Below are 22,682 nucleotides of genomic sequence, written 5' to 3' on the forward strand. Positions count from 1 at the left end.
ACCGAATATTAATTAAGGATAATAACATGGCAGTTTTTTTGACAGATGAGTGGTTTGAGAAAGTTGAACAAATGGGTAATGAGGCGGGAGAGCTTAATTTGCCGCCAGCACTTGCAGATATGATCGTTAACCTAAAAGTATCTGACGCAGGCCAAGATATCGAAGCCAACTTTACGGAAGGCTTGTTACATCGTGGTTTAAACGACGCAGCAACGACTATCTTGCTATTGGATCGTGATATTTTGCAGTCTATCATCACTGATTTTGATACCAATGAAATCATGGGTGCCTTTATGGGTGGCAAGATTCGCGTGGAAGGTGATATGTCGAAATTGATGGCAGTGCAGACTGCTCGCCCAAGCACCGAACAAAAAGAGTTGTACACTCGCATCAAGTCAATGACGACGATGGCTTAAACTTATAATTGGATTAGTAATAGTTCAATGTGCGTTGACCTGTTTCGCGATGGCACAAGTCAAGCAACAGAAATAGGTGAAATGAGCTTAATAAAAAGCCTCTGATACTTTTATCAGAGGCTTTTTTTGTTCGGTTCGTGCCACTGCGTTCAGGTAATTTTATGAGCAGTGACAGTCCTTATACCAGTTGATTAGCTGGCTTTTGATGTTTGTGCGGTCTCTTTTTGGTTCTCTTTATAGACTGCCGCCTGAAGCCAGACGTTTGCTTGTACATAATCGTGAACTTGGATCGTGGCTGTCTCTGGTGTATTAAGTGCACCAATGCGTACCACGAAAGGAGCGGCGTCTTGTTCACGGAGAATCACCACATCAAATAAGATGATGGATTTGTCGTTAAACACAGTATCTTGCTTACCGAGTACTTGACCCTGGCACCATGCCTCATCTTCTTGTCCCAAGGTATCTCCGAACAAATAGGCGCACATGTGACCCAAGTTGATTTCGACAGGTGCCATTTGTTCTTCCGTTTTAGGCTTCCACTCGCTGATTTGTTCTTGTAAGTCATCTGGAATCTGTCCATCGTTGGCAGCGACAATGTCATTAAAAGCGCGATGGTAGCGAATGGATTCTTGGTCTTCGACCATCACGACTTCATTTTGCTCGCTAATCTTAAACTCATGAGCCCAGGCGCTGAAATTCACAAAATAAGACGTGTCGCGTTGGTATAGATGACGGTTGGTAGTATAAAGTTGATCAAAAGCATAGATGATACTACCGTCAGCCGAGCGTAAGCGTAAGACGGCATCGTGAGAACTGTCATTGGCAATGATGCGTTCAATCTTACAGTTTAAGCCATAAGGACTGTCAACACAGGGAAAGGCATTGATAAAGCGTTCGGGTCGGCCGTCTTTCATCGCCAAGACTTGATTGATGTGGCAAGGTTGGTCTTCAGAAAGTAGCAAGCAGCTGTCTTTCGCACTGACATTGCTATTGAGACCTTTGGGCATTGCTGCGTGTTCGATCATTTTTTGTAGCCATGCCGGCACATTATTACTCGCGTCGTCAGTCAGAATACGCCAGTGGTCAGCATGACCAGCAGATTGTTCATCAGCCAATGCTACCTTAGTGGGGGCTTGGATGTTTTTGTATTGATAATTAGTAGTCATGAGATACTCAAAATTCAGTCAGCGTGAGGTTTGGACTTTAAAGTAATCACTACTTATGTGCTATCCAATACCTTATAAAATTGGCTTGTGATAGAGGGCAGTGTCACTCAGGAAAGGCCAACAAACCTCAATGAGGGATTAATGACAAATTGTCCTTAGCATACAATATATAGGTATAGAGGCAAAGAATAGCAAGTCTCTCATAAAAAATAATAACAAAACTCAGTTTTTATCAAAAAACATAGGCAGTTTTGTCTAATGACTGGCACATATAAGATAAATTGTGTCAAACTAGCTGCCTTTCGACGGCTGCGTTGAGCTCGTCTGAAACTATATTGTTGTGTTTGAGTTATATGTCAGTGTGGTCGGTGTCGGTACGACTATAAACTATAATACAAGTGCCGCCACTTGGTTTAAACATATATAAAATCGCACGTAGATAAGATAAAGAGTTTGAATATGTTTCGTCCTTTAGCGTTATTCATTGGCTTACGATATACCAGAGCAGAGCGTAGCAATCGCTTCATATCCTTCATATCATTAATCTCAATGATTGGTTTGACTCTTGGGGTTGCTGTTTTAATCACGGTGTTATCGGTCATGAATGGTTTTGACCGTGAGTTGAAGTCCCGCATTTTGGGTATGGTGCCTCAGGCAACGGTGGTCTCATCAGAGATTATTAGTGACTGGGAAGGGTTGGCCGAGGAGATTAAAAAAGATCCTGAGGTCGCTGCGGTTGCGCCATTTATACAATTGCAAGGGATGCTGACGTCAAATGGTCAGGTTTCCGGAATTATGGTCACGGGTATTGAGCCTGATTATGAAAAAGACGTCTCAATCATCGATGATCATATGGTCGAAGGTAGTATCGATACCTTGCAAAGCGGTAACTTTAATATCGTCTTGGGTGAAGAAATGGTGCAATCCTTGGGACTGCAATTGGGAGACAAGGTCACGCTGGTGTTACCAGAAGCATCGCCATCACCTGCGGGCGTGATACCTCGGTTCAAGCGGTTTACATTGACGGGTATTTTTACCATCAGTCCAGAGGTTGATAGCCTCATGGCGTTCATTCCGATGGGCGACGGTGCAACGCTACTGCGTTTACCTGAAGGTGCACAAGGTGTGCGCATGAGGCTTGATGATATTTTTACCGCACCTATGGCGGCAGAAAAAGCAGCGGCACTAGCGCCTCAGCAGTTGTTTCCGAATGACTGGACACAGACACACGGCAACCTGTTTGGTGCTATTCAAATGGAAAAAGCCATGGTCGGCTTGCTGTTGTTCTTAATCATCTTGGTGGCTGCTTTTAACATTGTTTCAAGCTTGGTCATGCTAGTGACGGATAAAAAAGCAGATATTGCGATTCTAAAAACCTTTGGTGCTTCCCCTCGTTTGATCACCCAAGTTTTTATGGTTCAAGGGGTAGTCATCGGTGTTATCGGTACTATCGCTGGCACAGTACTGGGCGTTATATTTGCACTGACAGTTAGTGATATTTTAGGGTTTATCAATCAGAGCTTTGGCCTTCATTTATTTGATGCTTATTTCATCAACTATCTGCCGTCGCAGCTACGCTTAGTGGATGTGGTGCTGATTACGGGTTCGTCGTTTATCTTGAGCTTTTTGGCAACCATTTATCCAGCACGCCGTGCGGCTAAAATTCAGCCAGCTCAAACGCTACGATATGAGTAGTTTTATCGATAATTGTGCTGATAAATATGCATCGCTGTTGGTTGTTGATAGCGCCTATACGCCATCGACATCAGTAGAAATAGAATACGAATAAAGGAAACACCATGTCTGCCATTTTAGAGGCGAAAAACATCAATAAAATATACGATGAAGGAGCAGTCAGTACGCAAGTATTGACTGGTTTGGATTTGACCGTCAATGCGGGCGAACGCATCGCCATTGTCGGTACCAGTGGCTCAGGTAAAAGCACTTTGCTACACTTGTTAGGTGGTCTTGATACCCCAACGACTGGCGAAGTTTGGTTACATGGTCAGTTGTTGAATGACATGAATGAGACTGAGCGCGGTGCTATGCGCAATCAGCATTTGGGGTTTATTTATCAATTTCACCATTTATTGGCTGAGTTTACAGCCGTTGAAAATGTCGCTATGCCGCTATTGATGCGGGCAAAAGTATCCACAACTGAAGCTAGAGATCAGGCAGTTGCGATACTAAATAGTGTCGGTCTGGAGCATCGTCTGGCACATAGGCCTGGTGAGCTATCAGGCGGCGAGCGTCAGCGTGTGGCTATTGCTCGCGCGCTGGTCACGAAGCCCTCGCTTATCTTGGCAGATGAGCCAACTGGCAACTTGGATTATGATAATGCCCAAAGCGTATTTGGTTTATTGTCTGAGTTGCAGAGCACCATGAAAACAGCGCTGCTAATGGTGACTCATGATCGCAATCTGGCTGCCTTGGCTGATCATCAGCTCTTGTTGCGTAATGGTCATTGGGAAGACTATTAATAAAGATACTTTTAAGAAGAGATTTTCAGTGAAAATTGAGTCAATCTAGGACTTAGGAGAATCGTCAGAAGCCTCTTTTTGACGTTTCTGCCAGTTGGACACCGTTATGTAGCGCCAAATCCCCTTAAATGTCAGACCGCAAATAATACTGCTAATAATCGCTAGAATTGTCAGCCCCAAACAAAAGGCAGTAATCGATACGGTACCGCGATAAGTAATGAATGGATTGGCACCGTCTGATAATGCCCATAAGCTAAAGTCTGCGATCATACGACCGATTAGGCGCAAGCTGATCATCGGTACATCGATAATTTTGGCACCGATATAATAGCCTGCATAAAATATCGGTAAGCTGGTCAGTGGATTAGTGATCCAAGTCAGACCAAGTGCCATAGGTACATTGGCACGGAAAAAAAGCGAGCCGATCAAAGCTATTAGCATCTGTCCTGGTAATGGGAAAAATGCACTGAGCACACCGATGTAAACCGCTTTATTTAGGCTATGGCGATTGAAGTGCCATAAACGTGGATCAGCTAACTGTGGGGCGAACAGTTTTAAAGTGCGATTTTGATTAAGCTTTTCTGGTGTTGGCAACAAGTCTTTTAGACGTTTTTTTGGCACATGATCGCCCTTAATCGTTAACTATATAGCCCGCTCAATCGCATTGATGGGCTGCTAAAAAAAGTAATGTGAGTAATATAAAATCAGGCTAAGGGTTTGCTCAGAATATATAGGATAACGATGTTGATTCATCGTTTTCGCAATACATCTAATCAGTATAGGGGAATTGTAATATAAATGCCATGGCATGATGTGTCGATCGTAATGGCAGGCTTGTCATTTTGGCCTCAGGAACGCTGTCTGATTTATCAAATATTGTGTATGATGATAGTAATCTTTTTAGCTGAATATTAACGTCGAGGTTATCAAGCAAGGAGCGCTGGTGTATTGGTTGATTGCTGGTTTGATTATTGTCACTATGATGGGCGTGTTATCAGTTGCAGATAGCGTGCCGACTGCCGCGTTATTCGTAGAGGCCAATAACAGCCAAATATTTAGCAGCCCAATACTGTTGTTACCACTGATTATCATCAGTATCTTTCTTATGGCAGTGGCTCGTTTAAACTTGCCTTTTTCTCATCGCCGCTATGCATCATCAGCCACGGCTACACCTATTAAAGCATCAGAGAGCAGGCTATCAAAAAGTAAGCTGTCAGGTATCTCTACCTCTTTTATTCGTATCATTCGTTATGCTCTAGTGGCCGTATTAGCAATCGGATTGGTTGTCGGAAGTGCTTTTCTGGCATTGGTCACTCATCAACAGGCAGAGTCTACAGAAGTTACTGACCCGATGCGTGTGCAGGCGCTAGTGACTATCGAGGGGATAAGTGACAGCGTTTATGATGATGCCACGACGAGTGGTTATCGACAAGTGGCTACTATTAGCAATATTTCGCCGCTGGTGTCTGAACTGTCAGATCAGGATTTAACTGATATCACCCTCAAACATACCGATAGCAGTAATAGCCTAAGCAGTGATTTTATCTATGACGACTTTGATGACAGTGCTGATAGCGATAGCCATCTTAATTATCGTGTATTGCTCAATGCCTATCCAAGTAAAGTCTCTCAAGATTCAGTAAAGCCCAGTCGATTTTCGAGTTTGAATCAGCTACAACCAGGTGATCAGCTTTGGATGAGTTTGATACTTTCACCACTGGAAACCTCTGAACGAGCCGTAAATAACCCATCTGGTTTTGATAGCTATCGTTGGTTACGTGCCCGACAGTTAGACGGCACAGCAACCATACTAGCTAGCAGTACTACTTCTACCTCGGTGGATGCCTCCGATGTCGGTGGATTGCTATCAGAGACACCATCTCAGTCATACTTGCAGAGATTTCGCAGTCGTATTGACCAAGGGCGTTGGCTGCTACGACAGCATTTCTATCGAGACTGGGCAACCTATAGTGTTGACCAGCAACAATCCAAAGCGGTTACTCTGAGCTTGCTGACAGGTGATCGCAGCCTTATCAATCGTGATACCACAGTGTTGTATCAACTGGCTGGTATTTCGCATTTACTGGCGATATCAGGCACACATGTATTGTTTCTAGCCATTGTGCTGGCTGGGGCAGTCATATGGCTTTGCAATCGGGTATACCCCAATATCTATCGTTATATTCCGCGCTGGCAAGTGCGTTGGTGGGTGATGATTGGTGCTGCTTTTATTTATGCGTTATTTACAGGCTTTGACGTGCCCGCAGCGCGTACCGCATGGATGCTGCTCGCGATAGGTTTGGTGCGGTTAACGTTACTGCCTGTCAGTGCTACGCGTGTACTGGTCGCTCTGGCTGTGCTCATGGCATGGCAAGATCCATATGTCTTATGGCAGGCAGGGTATTGGCTATCATTTATCGCAGTGGCACTATTGCTCAAGTATGACGATGATGCATATACACAAAATGAGTCGGACGCTTTGCAATCACAAGTAATGTTTGATCGAGATACTCAAGTACGAGATAGGATAGTCGGCCGGGTTTGGATAGCCAGCAAGCGTATATTTAGGTTGCAGTTTTGGTTATTCATTGCGTTGTTGCCCATCACGTTATTACTCTTTGGCAAGGCTTCACTCTGGAGCCTTATTGTTAATCTGTTTGCCATTGGTTTGTTTGGCTGGGTGATTGTGCCGTTGAACTTATTGGCTGGTCTTTTTTATCTGTTGTCACCGACTATAGCCGATAGTATTTGGGGGTTAGTAAGTACCATCATTGCAGGTCTGCACCAACTGATGGCTTGGCTGACTTCATTGCCAGCTCTATCCGAGGCATGGTTGTACACGCCAGTAAACATGGCACTACTGCTCATGATGCTACTGACCATATTGCCTTGGTTGTTGCCCAAAGGGGTCTGTAGTCGTTGGTTGGCTTTGCCACCTCTGACGCTGTTGATGATGACAGTGTATGCCAATCAACAATCGCTAACGATGAGGCCGACGCTATATATATTGCCGACTGGTGACTCATATATCAGTGTCAACTTATTACAGTATCCACTTGTTAATGATGAGGGTAACAGCAATGACAGTACGAGCTGGTTGTTTTTAGTCGACCACAGACCGAAAGGGGTGCGGACGATGCAAAGTAATTTGACAGCAGAGACACTATCTGCAACTTTGATGCAGCAATTGGGCAGCTTGTCTGTCGATAAGGTAGAGGGCGTCGTTGTGCAAAGCAGCAGCATTGGTTTAAGCGAGGGCTTAAATGAAGCGCGGAATGATGACGTCCACCCTACAGCATCACATCAGGACGTCGATGGCGCATTTGGATTACTGCCAATGACGGTTTTACAGCTCAATCAGTCTTTACCTATTAGTCAGTACTGGCAGGCAGGGCGCTTTGATAAGTGGTCTGCATTACAGAGTGCCTATCATTCAATAAACCGATCAACCATTCCGCGCAATATCAGTGCTCAGTACTGCGATCAAGGTAAAAGCTGGCAATCGGCTAACGGGAGTATTTCGATACAAGCGCTGACAGGGTGGCGTGAGATTGCCGATGATAGTGTCTGGGATTGCACGCTGGCGATCGAAACAGAGTTGCCGCTTAAGGTGTTAAGATATAATGCAGCGGCACCACTCAAGTCATCATCAGTGGTTCCGCAGACACTGCAAACAGCATATAATAGCGATCTGTCGTCTCCGAATAGCAGCACCTCACCGTCACGTGTTATTTTAAACGCTGATAGCCACTCGCGCCTCTGGCAGCTGTGGCCACTATTATGCACTGATGAGCAGACAGCACTTTCTCATAGCACATGGCTTGGTCATAGTACGTCACACATAACGTCTGAGGTAATACAACGACAAAAAATAGATGACCTAATTACCTATGATAATAAGATGTTGGAGGTGGCCTTGTCGCTAAATTCAGTTGATGAATCGCCGTAAAAGAATGACTTATCATTGCAGTGTTACAATATGGTGATATTTGGCGGTTATACTATTGAACCAAGATGAGAATACCAACATACTAAGCAGCTTAGAGTGTCCCACCTTTTGTAATTATGGTTATAGACTCATTTGAGTATACCTTTATCATCATAACCAAAGCATACCCCAGCGACTTTGCTGCATAAATGCGTAGAGTACGATTGAGTTGCTTAATTATTTGTATTTCTCTTTTTATCGTTTTAGATTGCTTTTGACTTAGGAAGTTATATGCCCAACTGGCCACCAGATCCCAACAAACGTCCTGACAACTCACCAAATCAGCCAGCTCCACAGCAGCAGCCGACTGGACAAGAATGGCGACTGTTAGAAAATACTTTATTGGCTAGTGTGACTGAGCAACGCCGTGCCCGTCGCTGGGGTATCTTTTTTAAGCTCTTAACCTTTGGTTACATTTTGTTTGTTTTCTTAGCGCTAGGCCGTGGATGCACTAGCGAAGCGCCGACTGGTCTAGAAAGTGTCGATACCAGCAGTCCGCATTTGGCTGTGGTTGAACTACAAGGCGTCATCAGTAGTGACGAAGTGACCAATGCGTATGACGTCAGTGAATCTTTGACTCGTGCCTTTGAAAACAGTAACTCTAAAGCTGTCGCCTTAGAAATCAACTCGCCTGGTGGGTCACCAGTGCAGTCTGACGAAATCTGGCAGACGATGATGGATTTACGTCAAGAGTATCCCGATAAAAAGCTCTACGCTGTGATTGGCGATATTGGTGCTTCTGGCGCTTATTATATCGCTTCGGCAGCAGATGAAATATATGTTAATCGATCCAGTTTGGTTGGCTCGATTGGTGTGATTATGCCAAGCTATAACGTCGAAGGCTTGATGGATAAGGTTGGTGTAGAAGACCGTACCCTCACTGCCGGTGAATATAAAGATATCTTGAGTTTGTCGCGTCCATTGACAGAGTATGAAGAAAACCACGTCGAAGGCGTATTGGCCAATACGCATCAGCATTTTATTGATGCGGTGACAGAAGGTCGTGGCGACCGTCTACAAAATCCTGAAGAAAACAATCTGTTCTCAGGGCTGTTTTGGACAGGTGAGCAGTCTATTGAGCTGGGTCTTGCAGATCAAGAAGGCAGCATCTCAAGCTTAGAGAGACAGTTAGAGGTGGATACTATTATCAACTATAGCCCAACAGACCCGTTCCAGTTATTTATGGATCGTTTTGCCGTACAGTTGGGAGCAGGTGTAGGCTCAAGTATCAATTTTGATATCTTGCCACAAGAAGAGGGCAATGCGCAGATGCGTTAATTGCTTTATGTTTTTATGTGATTGTGTATGATGATTAAGGCTGGGCTTAGCAATATGCTCAGCCTTAATTGTATGTCACGTTTAATAATAATTTGACGAGACTTAACGAAACTTTGTTATGAGTTATGACGTTATGAGCCATGAAAACGATTTGCAGCGCTATACTGCCTTACCTGTCTCTACATTAACGAACAAGCCCGTTCTGCATTTTGCCCATGCCAATGGCATGCCAAGTGCGGTGTACCAGCCGTTCTTCGAAAATTTGGCAGCGTTTTTTACGATTGAATATATCGCGATGTTAGGTAATACGCCTGACTATCCAGTCGATGATCATTGGCGCAGTTTGACACAACAGATTATTGATAGTGTAGGACAAACCTGCTCCAAGCATGGGGTGGCACAAGTCGTGGCCGTGGGCCATTCGCTTGGAGCGATGTGTACACTACAAGCGCTCTATCGCGAGCCAAAGCTCTTTAGCCAAGCGGTACTGATGGATCCACCGTGGATATACGGAAAGACCAGCTTACTATGGCACATGGCAAAGACCATAGACAGGTTGCCGTTCATGAATAACTACTTGATGGATAAGTTGTCACCATCAGGAATATCTAAGCATCGCCGTGACGTGTGGGAAAGTCGCGATGATGCCTATGAAAAAATGCGATCTAAAGGTTTTTTTAAGAACTTTGATGAGCGCAGTTTTCGAGGCTATATTGAACATGGATTACATGAGCGTGCGGACGGCAAAGTGACATTGGCTATTCCTAAAGCCAGTGAGGTATCAGTATTTCGTACCAATCCATCTTGGTATTGGCTTGCACCAAATCGTGGTCCTGAAGTGCCAGCTACCTTAATTATAGGTGAGGATAGTTTGTTCTTAAAACGTCGTTTTCCTCAGCAAGTCAAATCGCGACTGGGCATCCCTTTTAAGACCCATGTGGGCGGGCACATGTTCCCACTTGAACATCCTGACTCTGTCTCACGACAGGTATTGTCATTGATTGAGCAGCAACTAAGCTAAGAGGTGTCATCAATTCAATAATCGATGACGACTAAACGAATTAACCCTGTGGATTGATAGCAACTTATCTTAAGTGACGATCATATGCCAAAAAACTCAACCTTTTCACAAAACCTAGCGACAGGCACAGATGAGCGTGCGCCACTGTTTTCACGCTTGGGTGCATTCCTGTTGACGGTGGGGATGGTCTTCTCGTTTTTTATTAGCCAATTGCTAGGCGTTTATATCGCTGGCAAGCTCGTATTACCTGCTGCTAAGAATTCAACGATGGCCGATATTTTCTTGTTTGGGAGTAGTGATGGCACGGTTGTGAGCCTTTCTATTATGGTGGGCTGTGTGTTGTTGGTCGCCATTAGTATTTTGACGATTCGTCTCAAAGGTGGTGTGGTACGTCAGTACTTAGCGCTCACGCCTTTTTCTTTGTCAGTCGCCATAGGCATGTTTGGTTTGCTTTTGGTATTTATGATTGGTAGTCAGGCATTGACGTACGTTTTGGGTGAGACCCCGTTGGTCTTCGTTGACCCACTGTTTGAATCTGTGATATCAGTGTGGCTGCTGATTTTTGCGATGGTAATCGTTGCCCCATTTTATGAAGAGTTGATCTTTCGCGGTATCTTGTGGTCAGCCATTGCTGAGCAGTTCTCTGGAGCATCGTATTCAAAGCATCATGGGGCAATCGTTGCGAGCGTGGTGACCAGCTTCATATTTGCAGTTATTCATGTGCAGTACGGTATTTATGAAATCAGTACTATTGTGGTGCTGGCCTTGGTATTTTGTTATGCACGTCTCAAGTCAGGCTCGCTACTGCTGCCAATCCTGCTACATACCATCAATAACGGTGCTGCTATGTGGCTGTATATGGCGCAGATAGCTTAGCAGAGATTTATATATCAGGATTTAGCGTTAAGACTTCGTCAGCAGCACGCTTTACATCATCGAGTGTAAGCTGGGGCTTCCCGCTTAAAGCTTGTCGCCATTTTCGAGCGCCCATGAGCCCTTGAAACAGACCCAGATAATGCCGCGTCATCGTTGGTAAGGCTTCGCCTTTAGCAATTTGCTCTTCCAAATATGGATAAAGTTGTGCTAATACGTCTGAGCGTTTAGGTGCAGGCATATCCCACAAGCTATTGGCTTCGGCCAGTAAATAAGGGTTGTGATAAAAGGCTCTGCCAATCATCACGCCATCTACATGCTGCAAATGTGTTTTGATGTCTTTGACTGTCTCGATACCACCATTGATTTCTATATCTAGTGTAGGGAAGTCTTGTTTGAGACGGTAAACATCATCGTATCGAAGTGGCGGTATCTCACGGTTTTGCTTTGGGCTAAGACCTTGTAGCCATGCAGTACGGGCATGGACAATAAAACGAGTGCAACCTGCCGCAGCGACTTTTTCTACAAAATCTACCATAAACTCATAGCTATCAAAATCATCAATGCCGATACGGTGCTTGACTGTCACCGGAATATCGACTGCTGGCTGCATGTGTTTGACCAGTTCTGCAACGGTTTCAGGCTCTGCCATCAAGCAAGCACCGATTTTGTTATGCTGTACGCGATCTGACGGGCAGCCAACATTGATATTAACTTCATCATAGCCATAACGTTGCGCAAACTCAGCACACTGTGTCATCTCGTTGTTGTCTGCACCACCAAGCTGCAATACGAGTGGGTGTTCAAGTGTATCAAAACGCAGATGTCGATCTCTGTGTCCATGGATCAACGCCCCTGTGCTGATCATCTCAGTGTACAAAAAGGTGTGCGGATTAAAAAGCCGTGCAAAATAACGGTAATCGGTCGTAGTCCAATCAATCATAGGAGCAACGGACAGTCGTTTATTGGTCATATCAACCATAGGTATTGGCCTTAATATTTGAGTCTATGAGGGTTGCTTTGCGGCTACGCTCACTTTTTATTGATTTGAGTGCTCAAGAAACGCAGAAGGTGCAACGGGCTAGAATTCCCATCACACCTTAGCTATTTCTATTGCGTGTTTCACTTTATAAACAGTTTTTGTGAGAGCCATGTTTAACGCTTTAATGTAGCTGAACCAGTGCCACACGTTAGATGGTATGGTCAATACTTTTGAATTCGGGCAGATTGTAAAAATAAAGCCCCATTATGATACCGATAAAGCCGATAAACGCAATGTACAGAGCAGGAGAAAAACTCACTAAAGTAGTGGCATAACTAAGACCGAACGGCACTGAAATACCAACGACACCGTAGGTGATATTATAACAAAAAGCCATGCCTGTTAGACGCACATTGATTGGAAATAGCTGGACAAAAATAGCAGGTACCATGCCGATAATGCCGGCAAAAAAACCTAACAACGCATACATGATGAGGACGTAGTCGCCACCTGCGTCTAAGTGATAGAAAAATGCAAGCACCGCTGCAATGAGTAAGCTAAAGCCGATCACAAGTATTTTACCAAAATTTTGATAGTTGGATATAATGCCGTAAAACACACAGCCAAAAATCATAAAGACAATCCCCAGGCTATGTGAAAAGCCAAATAAGTCGGCATCTAGCGTGAATCGCAGCTCTATTAAGTCGGGTAGCAAAATGATAATGACAGCAGTGACACTAGACATGAGTAGCGTCAGGATCATGCCGATAAATACTGAGTGCTTACAGTGCTTGAAAAGAAGGGTAAAAGGTTTTGCCACGTAATTGCTGGGTTGTGACTGTTTCATGGCAACAAAAAAAGGTGTCTCACTAATGAACCGCCATGCCAGTAGTGGAACAGCGCTTAATATCGCAGCGATAAAGAATGGCAAACGCCAACCATAATCAATCAGCTGTTCTGTCGTCATAAAACCAGACAACCAGATAAAGAACGCATTTGAAAATAAAACCCCCACAAAAAAGCTGGCAGTGACATAGCTACAAGTGACTGACATATATTGCCGTGGAACATGCTCTGCGACGAAAGCCCATGCTATTGGCACATAGAGGCCAAATGCCATGCCTTGTATCAGTCGTAATAAAATGAATAAGGTGGGAGTAATCGCTTCCCAACCCGCACGTGTGGGCAGAGATGCCATGGCAAGTAAGCTCAGTGTACTCACGAGCATGCTGATCATCAAGAGAGGTTTTCGCCCTTTGATATCCGCATAGCGACCGAAAAGCACACCGCCGAGTGGACGTGCTAGGTAACCGACAACAAACAGGCCAATCCCTTGTAGCTTTGTAGTACTTGGATCACTACTTCCCGAAAAGATCGCAGACGCGACAATATCTGAAATATATAGATATATCAAAAAAGCGAAAAAAGCCACGGCACTACTAAAGCTAATAAACCATACTATATTTTTATCTTTAGAGGACATTAGTGCATATTGAGAACGAGAGGGCATAATAAATCACACACCTAGAGCATATGTTGAAGCGGTCGCTGAGCCGGTTACTATCACTCTAACCGACGAAACAAAAATCAACAAATTGAATTACAAAAAATGAACCACTGCGAAAGTCGTATTGAATATTTTTGGGTTAAGATTTAGAGGGAAAAGGACCGTCAGTATATTATGACGATACGTTGTTTAAAAGCTATGGATGTTTTGAAACTTATTGAATGAGCAGTTCTTTCGATACTGGTTATAGCAGCCAGTCAATTGGTAACCAAGACATAATGGTTAGCCAAATATGATCGCCTATATCAACCCGAGGTTCTGAGTGATAAACGATTTTTTTATCATCTTCTATGGTGTGCCACTGCAGACCGCCATTATCTAACAATTTCACTTCGTAAGCTTGACGCAATAAGTCGTCGCTCAGCGCTGCATGTAAACTGTCAGCCAGCTCATTGTCGTTGATGACGACGCCCATTTCGGTATTGATGTTAGCAGAGCGTGGATCAACGTTATAGGAACCAATAAAAACTTGGTGGTCATCGACGGCAAAAGTTTTTGCGTGCAAACTGGTCGATGATTGGCTGCGAGCTTTCCATAGCTTGTTATCACGGTTTTCTCTGGAGGCTGTAGATTTTAACTCATAAATTTTTACTCCTGAGCGAAGCAGCGCTGGTCGCCATTGACTATAGCCAGAGTGGACAGCAGTCACATCGGTGGCATCGAACGAGTTGGTCAGGATTTTGATGTTGACACCGTTTTCAGCCAACTGCACCAAAGTGTTGACGCCATCTTTGGTAGGTACAAAATAAGACGAGATTATCGTTAGCTGTTTTGTGGGAGTGCCTAGCAAGTTGCGTAGCTGATGGACCAAGTTGCTGTTGGACGAAACGGTTTTATCAAGTTTGCCGACATGATCGCTTAGGAACTGCATATCCGTCCAGCGGAAAGGCACTTGCTTACCGACCAAGTCTTCGTCGATCGTAGAGGATTCGACTGCTGCTTTATAAACCGTCAAGCTGCTATTGGTATTGTTGTCTGCGTCATAACCCAGCTGGTCTAATGCAGCTAAAAAGTCGGTGGTATCTGTGTTATCGAGTTTGACGAGTGTCTCGATATCGAATGACAATGGGGAATCCCAGTAACTGGCAAAGCTGTTGTCGATGTCTGCGACGATTTTACCGATTAACAGGACATCCAAATCGGCAAACTGACTGTTTTCATCATTACTGAGGTATTCATTACCAATATTGCGCCCGCCGATGATGGTGATCTGCTTGTCAAAGGTCATGCTTTTATTATGCATACGGCGATTGATTCGTGGTAAACCTGTAATGAAGTTCAATGTTTGAAATTTACGATGCATCAGCGGGTTTACAATGCGTACCGCTATATTTGGATGGCTGGCAAATCGTAGTAAGTGCTTATCGAGTTCTGTGCTGTTGTTAAAACCATCTAACAACAAACGCACAATGACCCCACGCTCAGCTGCCGCCCATAAGTCTTTTAATAACAGCTGCCCAGCTTGGTCGTTATGCCAAATGTAATACTGCGCATCGATGCTGTGGGCGGACATGTCTGTCAAGATGCTGCGTGCAGCAAACGCATTGGCACCAGTGACTATTGGGTGGTAGCCTGATAAGTCAGGACGGATATCCTTTTGTTCACTGATGGCTTCGATCAGTTTAGTCTTATCGGCTTTAACGGTATTAGCCCCTGTCGGTTGGCCGCTATCGTTATGTTGGTACAGGGCAGTCACTTTTGCAGAGAGTGCTTGACTCTCAGGAAGGTGTGGTTGGTCAGGCAAGTTCTGGCATGCGCTAAGACTCATGGTCAGGCTGAAAGTTAATCCCAACCTTAAACTGTTTGGTTTTATATTAAACGACGACATAACTGACTCACCCTAATGACCGCTTATCGAATTAATGAGCGATTTCTAGATTTCAACCTGAATTATTTTGTAATAATAACACTGATTAGGACGTGTCTTCAGTAAATGGTTGCAAGTGCGAGTGGGTTTCATGCCCTAGGCTTACTTTGGTATTCAAAAACAATATTTAACCAGTCCTTGAAACCAGATGTTTGGAATAAGTTGGCATGCTATGATAGCGCTGGTGAGTTAGGGCATACCATCACTTAGATGTTAATAGCATCAAGGTTTGAGGACACTGAAAGTTCACGTGGGTTAATCGGTGACACGCTCTAAGTCGACAACCAAATAACAAGCAGTCATTTTCTAATAGTTAGAGTAACGGAAAAATTATGAGCCAGTCGCAAACGCAGGATGATAACTCGCAAAATACATTAGATCCAAACTGGTGCAGTGATGCCTTAGATTTAGGGTTAGATTACGGTATGCAGACCGTCGCCGTGCGAGCAGGGCAGCATCGTACAGATGAAGGTGAACACTCTGAACCAATCTTTACCACCAGCTCATACGTCTATCAGTCAGCTGCCGATGCCGCGGCGCATTTCAACGGCACCAAAACAGGCAACGTTTATTCACGCCATACCAATCCGAGTGTGCGAACCTTTGAACGTCGTTTAGCTGCACTGGAAAAAGGCGAACGGGCGGTAGCGACTGCTTCAGGTATGGGTGCGATTTTGACGATGTGTTTGGCGTATTTAAAAGCAGGCGATCATCTGCTAGCAGCCAATCAGCTATTCGGCTCTTCTATTGGTTTATTCAATAACTATGTCGCAAAGTTTGGTGTGGAAGTGAGCTACGTTGATTGCTTTAATAATGAGGCTTGGGCAAATGCCATTCAGCCAAATACCAAGGTGATTTATTGCGAAAGCCCTAGTAATCCGTTGGCGCAAATCTGTGATCTCGGTTATTTAAGCCAGTTATGTAAAGCGAATGATATCTTGTTGGTCGTCGATAACTGCTTTGCTACGCCTGCATTGCAGCGTCCGTTAGAGTTGGGCGCCGATGTGGTGATTCACTCTGCGACCAAATACTTAGATGGTCAGGGTCGAGTATTGGGTGGGGCGCTGGTGGGCAGCGATACGCTAATGCAAGAGGCGTTCACTGTCGTACGCTCTGGTGGTATCAGTATGAGCCCATTCAATGCTTGGGTATTTACTAAAGGGCTGGAGACGCTCAAATTACGTATGCAGGCGCATTGTCAAAATGCCAATCAAGTGGCTGAATTCTTAGTCAATCATCCTAATGTCAGCACTGTGCATTTTTCAGGAGTGAGTGACCATCCAGCTCATGAGCTGGCAGGCCGTCAACATCACATGAAAGATGGTTACGGGGCGATCATGGGTTTTGAAGTAAAACCATCGAGTAATCTTGATGAAAAATCAGCTGCTTGGCATGTGATCGACTCAACGCGAATGGTATCTATCACTAATAATTTGGGTGATGCCAAGACGACCATGACCCACCCAGCCACGACGACGCACTTTCGCTTGACCCCTGAGGCCAGAGCAGAAGCAGGGGTAAAAGATGGTCTTATACGTCTGTCGGTCGGGCTAGAGGATGTAGATGATATCATCAAAGATTTGGCGCGCGGTTTAGACAGTCTGTAAAGATAACGGTATAATTGACGTCAACAAATTTATTTTATCTAATCAATAACCACTCATTGCAATACGCATGACTATAAAAAACAAGAGGCAACTATGAATATTCAAGCACTGATGCAACAAGCACAAACGATGCAAAAGAAGGTCGAAGCGAACGTCGAAAGCGCTAAAAAAGAGCTGGGCAACAAAGAAGTACAAGCTGAAGCCGGTAGTGGTTTGGTAAAAGTCACTATGACAGGCCGCCATGTGGTCAAGCGTTTGACTATTGACCCAAGCTTATTGGAAGATGAACCAGACATGATTGAAGACTTAATCGCTGCCGCCATCAACGATGCAGTTCGCCAAGCGGATGAGCTGTATGAAGAAACGATGGCAGGTGCTACCTCAGGTATGGGTCTGCCACCAGGCATGCAAGGCATGTTCTAAACAGCTGGTTTTAAAAGACAAAACCGGTTATAAAAGCTGCACATCAATGAATGAGATGGGGTTGTTATCGACAGGATACGACCCCATTTTTATAGCTATGGTTTATAAAGAAAGGAAGTAACTTTGCTGACAGCCAAATTTGATCAGCTGGTAAAACAGCTGCGTGTGTTGCCAGGCGTTGGACAAAAAAGTGCCCAGCGTATGGCGCTACATCTACTGACTAAAAAACGTCCACAAGGCATGGCGCTTGCGCAAGCATTGGATGAAGCAATGCGTGACATCGTTGAATGTCAGCGCTGCCATAGTTTTAGTGATGACTCAGTCTGTCCGTTATGCCAAGATCCAAGGCGTGATGATGGGTTGCTATGCGTGGTCGAAACGGCGGCAGATGTGATGGCGATAGAGCAAACCGCAGGTTATCGGGGTCGCTATTTCGTTTTAGGCGGGCATTTATCCCCGATTGATGGTATTAGCGCCGATGATTTGAATATTGATCAGCTGGTTTGGCGTGTCAAACAAGAACCTATTCAGGAGTTGATATTGGCAACTGGTACGACGGTCGAAGGACAAACCACCGCACATTTCATCAGTGAAGCAGTCAGTCGCCATGTCGATAAAGTCACGCGTCTGGCACAAGGTGTGCCGATGGGTGGTGAGCTTGAATATCTAGATAGCATGACACTTGGGCAAGCACTACAAAACCGTTCTTTTTTATAGTAGCTATTACAGTACTTATTATAGTATTCACAAATGAGAGTAATCGCAGGCGTTACGAATGACTTTTATTTTAAAATCAATGCCTGACTATTTTATTTCATGATATGGTTGTAGGGCATGTCCGCAACCTGAACAGTAGCATTTCAATGGGCTAAAAATAGCCAAATATCTGTCAAACGGTGTTGAATAGCTGACTAATATCTTGACACTATTTGCGCTATTACTTTTGTTTGGTGGCAATTTATCTCATTTTTACCACCATTCTCAAAATGAGGACACGCCCTAGAGCCTCATTTGTTTTTTTTGTTATATTTGCTTGCGCTTCGTCTCTTTCAAAATGAGATTGAGCGATTTACTTTCCCTTATTTATGTAGGTATCTGACCGTGTCAAACACCGCTTTTATCCCTTCTAACCATGACGATATAACAGACGATGCTGCGGCTGATGATTTATCGAGATCGTCAGCGAATGCTGAGGCAGTAGATTTGCCAACAGAGCCAGATATCGATGCATTATTGGATATTGCAGAATCAGCGTCGATTACTTGGGTACGGGAGCAAGGTGCATTAGCAGAAGTTATCGATGCTTTGGCGACTTGTGGGCGTGTGGCGTTAGATACAGAATTTATCAAACGTGATACTTACTATCCAAGGTTAGCACTGGTGCAGATAAATACTGGCGATAGTATTTATCTGCTAGATGCGCCTCAGTTACAATTGGATGAGCTATGGCAAGCATTAATTGAAGTAGACGTGGCTATCTGGCATGCCTGCGGCGAGGATTTGGGTATTTTTTATCTGTTGTCTGGCTGTCCACCGCTAACCAATATCTTTGATACTCAAATTGCGCTGTCTTATTTGACAGGCCAGTTGCAAATGGGCTATCAACAAGCGCTTGCTGACCAACTAGATATGCACATCGATAAAGAGCAAAGCCAATCGGATTGGTTACAGCGTCCACTCTCAGATGAGCAAGAGCAATATGCGATAGATGACGTGCGCTTTTTACCAGCGCTATATTTAAGCCTTGAATACGAGTTAAAAAAGCAAGGGCTTTTTGGTTATGTATGGGAAGATTGTCAGCTTTATGCCAATGACTTATATAAAGTCCAGCATCTTGAAGACGAAGAAGTGTATCTAACGATGGCAGACTATCGTTATACCTCGCAGCAGATGGCGATATTGCAAGCAGTGACAACTTGGCGTGAAGAATTAGCACGTGCGACCAATCAGCCGCGAACTTTCATTATCAAAAAACAAGCCATGCGGGAGATTGTCACCGAAAAACCAAATAGCATGCGAGATTTGTCACGCAAAACTACCATGCACCGTAATATGTTGCGGTTATATGGTGAAGAGGTGCTGAAGACCGTTAGAGAAGCAAAAAACCTGCCAGTTGCTGAGCATCCAGCTTGTTTATTGCCACCGTATCGCTCGAAAAATAAAGCCCTCGCAAAGGCGGTACAAAAAGTGATAGATGAGCATGCAGAAGCGATTGGTGTGCCTGCCAACGTATTGATGCGCAAGAAATGGCTGGGGCAATTGTATGAAGTGATTGCGTTTGACAAAGACAGCAAGGCGTTGCCGCAAGGATTAAAAGGTTGGCGTCACGATTGGGTAATGCAAACCTTGACTCCTATGATTGAAAAACATAAAACCGAATTGCAGCAAGGTATGGGTATCAGTGCTTGATGACCAGAGGTTAAACTCTAAAGCTTGCTAGCGTTGCTCTTATCCGCGTTTAAACTGTCCATTTTGTAAGAAATACATCGCTTGTTTGGCGACTTCTTTATTTACCAACATGCCAGTATGCGACACTGACATGATGATGTGATCAGTCGCAGCTTCTAGTTTGGTTTCTTCTATGTACACTGTGCCATCATGAGCGAGCTTTTCTGAGGGTGTCTCTACGTCCGCTTTGCGCAGTTTTCGATTATGATACTGTAAAAATATCTGACCCACACCATGAGGGCGATTGCCCGCAATGACGCCTAAACTGATATTTTTTGGTAAGGGTGCAACCGTGCCATCCAAAGCTTGCTCGTATGATTTACCGATAATTGCAGGCGCTAGTCGCCAAATATAATCACCACTAATGCTGCCATTATGCGGCGTACCTAGAGTCACGCAGCGTCCAATCTGCCATTTGGGATATTCGTTGACAAAATCACGAATAATCAAGCCACCTAAGCTATGACCGATTAGGTCGATCGGTTGATCAGGGTGATGATTTGCCTCTAGCCAGCTATTAAGCCGCGAGCTATTCGTTTTGATGCCATCACGCATACTACGATAGCCATATTGATGCGTATCGAATCCTGCTGCTTGCAGTGTTTTAGCCAACGGACGCATAATCCATGCGGTTTGATGCAGCCCATGAATGAGGATGACGCGGTTTTTTTGTTGCATGTTTGCTCCAGAAAAATAAAAGTAAACTGATATGATAGGCTCATATGGTGTTAGAGCATACCACGAAGTACACTGTGAATATTTCAGAGAGTAAATATTAGCCTACATATTAAATCTCAAGTTCTCACTAGGGAACCATGCTTTATTTCCATAAACCCTCTCTATATCAAAAAGGGCAACATCTCAAAGCTGATGTTGGGGAGCGTAGGACCTCATAGACTCTATTTAAGCTGGATTAATTTTAGTATCACTGTGAACGACAGCAATACTAACAATCGACTACTTGGTATAAGTAATAGTCGGTAATACTTAATACCGACTATTACTTAAGACTCAGAAACCACCGCATAACGCTTGTTACGGTGTTCAGGCTGCTCAATCTCGTCAAGCATAGCAATAGCAAAATCAGCATAGCTAGTATAAGCTTCACCTTTGCTATTCACCAAAGCCACATCGGTACCCGTATCATAACGGCCTGTACGCTTACCTTCTGCATCGAATAAACCGCAAGGGCTTAGATAGACCCAATTCAAATCTGACGTACTTTGAAGCTCTTCCAAATTTTTTCGCATCTGTAATGCCGTATCTAAGAACTGAGCAGGGAAACCGGCCGATTCATGAACACGCTCGCTGCGGCTCTCATCAGTGAACAAGCTGCCACCGCTACCGACAATAACAAGGCGAGTATTGGTTTGGCCTTTTAGCGCCTCAATCAATACATGACCTGCGCTTGCGTGTTGCTCTTCCGTACCAAAAGTCGCATTAAACGCATTAACCACCACATCGTATGGCGTCAAATCTGCAGTGGTCAACGCAAATATATCTTTTTCGACCACAGCGATCGGACTTTCTTGTGCTAGCTTTTCTGGACTGCGAACAATAGCGGTAACTCTGTGGCCGCGATCTAAAGATTCTTGCATAATCAAACGTCCAGCCTGACCTGTAGCACCGATAATTGCAATTTTCATAATATATTCCTATTCATTAATAATGAGTATTGAAATGTTGAGGTTAGTATTGAAACCAATATTCAATACTAATTTAACCTGTAATCATTTAAGTTACAGGTATGGTAAAATGAAGACTCATTAAAGTCAACTAATAATCTTCATTGGACAATTATTGTCTTTTTATAAATGTGTGTAGACCGTAAAATGTCAAAACTAGTGAGTTGCTCAAAATGTTACTCTGTAGATTATTAAACAAACAAGTAGGAAAGAGGCGCTATGTCTATTACGACACGTTTTTCAGTCGGGATTCATATCTTGGCGGTCTTGGATATCTATCAAGATGAGGTAACGTCATCAAGCTTTATTGCCTCTAGTGTTAATACCAATCCAGCGGTGATTCGTAAGATCATGAGTCTATTAAAAGCAGCAGGGCTGATTCATACACAAGCTGGGGTTGCTGGTGCACGTTTAGTGAAGCCAGCAGAGCAGATTCCGCTATTAGCGGTATATGATGCGGTATATGCAGACAATAAGTCGCAAGCGTTGTTTGATGTGCATCAAGATACCAGTGAGCGCTGTTTGGTAGGAATGCATATTCAATCAGCAATTAATCCGATCTTGCATCGGGTAGAAGATGCTTTAAGAGAAGAGCTAAAAGGTTCAACGCTTGCGGATGTGATTGAGCAAATTCGCAGTCAAGAATAGAGGTTTTTAGGATATGATTTATGATTTTTCATAAGAAAGATTATGATATATGACCATACTCTAATGTTGAAAGTAGTAATAAAAATGAGACGAGCTCCAGCGAAACAAGAAAACAGGCATAGATAGTATCGAGGTGCTAATCAGCCGTTTGATAGTGTTTAGTAAGTTTTTAGCTATTTCTATCCACTCAACTGCTCTTATTTAAATGTTGGATGAGCCTACTATATATACTA

General features: G+C 44.1%; 19 protein-coding genes. 12 read left to right on the plus strand and 7 right to left on the minus strand.

The window, feature by feature from the left end:
• The first annotated feature begins 26 nt into the window (after positions 1-26).
• The gene (locus tag L0J61_RS01395; RefSeq protein ID WP_301464532.1) at positions 27-416 is read left to right on the plus strand and encodes an SCP-2 sterol transfer family protein; all 390 of its coding nucleotides are present in this window, start codon (positions 27-29) and stop codon (positions 414-416) included.
• Between the two features lie 191 nt (positions 417-607).
• On the opposite strand, the gene L0J61_RS01400 is transcribed toward L0J61_RS01395, so the two are convergent.
• The gene (locus tag L0J61_RS01400; RefSeq protein WP_301464533.1) at positions 608-1,582 is read right to left on the minus strand and encodes a hypothetical protein; all 975 of its coding nucleotides are present in this window, start codon (positions 1,580-1,582) and stop codon (positions 608-610) included.
• A 459-nt stretch (positions 1,583-2,041) separates the two neighbouring features.
• Here L0J61_RS01400 and L0J61_RS01405 point away from each other — a divergent pair, with 459 nt between their 5' ends.
• On the plus strand, positions 2,042-3,277 hold the full coding sequence (locus L0J61_RS01405) for a lipoprotein-releasing ABC transporter permease subunit (RefSeq protein WP_301464534.1): 1,236 nt from the start codon (positions 2,042-2,044) through the stop codon (positions 3,275-3,277).
• Between the two features lie 104 nt (positions 3,278-3,381).
• Positions 3,382-4,062 carry a lipoprotein-releasing ABC transporter ATP-binding protein LolD gene (gene lolD / locus L0J61_RS01410; RefSeq protein WP_301464535.1) on the plus strand — a complete coding sequence of 227 codons (681 nt, stop codon included), beginning with the start codon at positions 3,382-3,384 and terminating at the stop codon, positions 4,060-4,062.
• Between the two features lie 45 nt (positions 4,063-4,107).
• Here the strand turns inward: lolD and L0J61_RS01415 are convergent, their stop codons facing one another.
• Complete coding sequence (locus L0J61_RS01415; protein WP_301464536.1) at positions 4,108-4,683, minus strand: DUF2062 domain-containing protein; 576 nt, start codon at positions 4,681-4,683, stop codon at positions 4,108-4,110.
• Positions 4,684-5,005: 322 nt separating this feature from the next.
• Between L0J61_RS01415 and L0J61_RS01420 the strand changes: the two genes are divergently transcribed.
• The 4 genes from L0J61_RS01420 to L0J61_RS01435 all read left to right on the plus strand — a co-directional run bounded on the left by L0J61_RS01420 (position 5,006) and on the right by L0J61_RS01435 (position 11,225).
• Positions 5,006-8,011 carry a ComEC/Rec2 family competence protein gene (locus L0J61_RS01420; RefSeq protein ID WP_301464537.1) on the plus strand — a complete coding sequence of 1,002 codons (3,006 nt, stop codon included), beginning with the start codon at positions 5,006-5,008 and terminating at the stop codon, positions 8,009-8,011.
• Positions 8,012-8,281: 270 nt separating this feature from the next.
• On the plus strand, positions 8,282-9,328 hold the full coding sequence (gene sppA / locus L0J61_RS01425; protein ID WP_301464538.1) for a signal peptide peptidase SppA: 1,047 nt from the start codon (positions 8,282-8,284) through the stop codon (positions 9,326-9,328).
• 133 nt (positions 9,329-9,461) lie between these two features.
• Positions 9,462-10,349, plus strand: coding sequence for an alpha/beta fold hydrolase (locus tag L0J61_RS01430; RefSeq protein ID WP_301464550.1), 888 nt, complete (start codon positions 9,462-9,464; stop codon positions 10,347-10,349).
• An 84-nt stretch (positions 10,350-10,433) separates the two neighbouring features.
• Positions 10,434-11,225, plus strand: a complete 792-nt coding sequence (locus tag L0J61_RS01435; protein WP_301464539.1) for a CPBP family intramembrane glutamic endopeptidase — start codon at positions 10,434-10,436, stop codon at positions 11,223-11,225.
• 7 nt (positions 11,226-11,232) lie between these two features.
• Here the strand turns inward: L0J61_RS01435 and dusA are convergent, their stop codons facing one another.
• The 3 genes from dusA to L0J61_RS01450 form a co-directional block, all read right to left on the minus strand.
• Complete coding sequence (dusA, locus tag L0J61_RS01440) at positions 11,233-12,204, minus strand: tRNA dihydrouridine(20/20a) synthase DusA (RefSeq protein ID WP_301464540.1); 972 nt, start codon at positions 12,202-12,204, stop codon at positions 11,233-11,235.
• A gap of 208 nt (positions 12,205-12,412) precedes the next feature.
• Positions 12,413-13,714, minus strand: a complete 1,302-nt coding sequence (locus L0J61_RS01445; RefSeq protein WP_301464541.1) for an MFS transporter — start codon at positions 13,712-13,714, stop codon at positions 12,413-12,415.
• A gap of 241 nt (positions 13,715-13,955) precedes the next feature.
• Positions 13,956-15,599, minus strand: a complete 1,644-nt coding sequence (locus L0J61_RS01450) for a phospholipase D family protein (RefSeq protein WP_301464542.1) — start codon at positions 15,597-15,599, stop codon at positions 13,956-13,958.
• 371 nt (positions 15,600-15,970) lie between these two features.
• Between L0J61_RS01450 and L0J61_RS01455 the strand changes: the two genes are divergently transcribed.
• The 4 genes from L0J61_RS01455 to L0J61_RS01470 all read left to right on the plus strand — a co-directional run bounded on the left by L0J61_RS01455 (position 15,971) and on the right by L0J61_RS01470 (position 20,077).
• Entirely contained in the window at positions 15,971-17,245 is a 1,275-nt protein-coding gene (locus L0J61_RS01455; protein WP_301464543.1) for an O-succinylhomoserine sulfhydrylase, read from the plus strand.
• Between the two features lie 93 nt (positions 17,246-17,338).
• Positions 17,339-17,668, plus strand: a complete 330-nt coding sequence (locus tag L0J61_RS01460) for a YbaB/EbfC family nucleoid-associated protein (RefSeq protein ID WP_301464544.1) — start codon at positions 17,339-17,341, stop codon at positions 17,666-17,668.
• Positions 17,669-17,791: 123 nt separating this feature from the next.
• Positions 17,792-18,385, plus strand: a complete 594-nt coding sequence (gene recR, locus L0J61_RS01465) for a recombination mediator RecR (RefSeq protein WP_301464545.1) — start codon at positions 17,792-17,794, stop codon at positions 18,383-18,385.
• Positions 18,386-18,769: 384 nt separating this feature from the next.
• Positions 18,770-20,077: an HRDC domain-containing protein gene (locus L0J61_RS01470; RefSeq protein ID WP_301464546.1), complete on the plus strand. Its 1,308-nt coding sequence runs from the start codon at positions 18,770-18,772 to the stop codon at positions 20,075-20,077.
• A gap of 39 nt (positions 20,078-20,116) precedes the next feature.
• Here the strand turns inward: L0J61_RS01470 and L0J61_RS01475 are convergent, their stop codons facing one another.
• Both L0J61_RS01475 and L0J61_RS01480 read right to left on the minus strand, forming a co-directional pair.
• On the minus strand, positions 20,117-20,794 hold the full coding sequence (locus L0J61_RS01475) for an alpha/beta fold hydrolase (protein ID WP_301464547.1): 678 nt from the start codon (positions 20,792-20,794) through the stop codon (positions 20,117-20,119).
• Positions 20,795-21,120: 326 nt separating this feature from the next.
• Positions 21,121-21,762, minus strand: coding sequence for an NAD(P)-dependent oxidoreductase (locus L0J61_RS01480; RefSeq protein ID WP_301464548.1), 642 nt, complete (start codon positions 21,760-21,762; stop codon positions 21,121-21,123).
• Between the two features lie 258 nt (positions 21,763-22,020).
• Between L0J61_RS01480 and L0J61_RS01485 the strand changes: the two genes are divergently transcribed.
• Complete coding sequence (locus L0J61_RS01485; protein WP_301464549.1) at positions 22,021-22,449, plus strand: Rrf2 family transcriptional regulator; 429 nt, start codon at positions 22,021-22,023, stop codon at positions 22,447-22,449.
• The last annotated feature ends 233 nt before the right edge of the window (positions 22,450-22,682 follow it).

This window comes from Psychrobacter sp. (assembly GCF_030457785.1).
In the GTDB taxonomy this organism is placed as follows: domain Bacteria; phylum Pseudomonadota; class Gammaproteobacteria; order Pseudomonadales; family Moraxellaceae; genus Psychrobacter.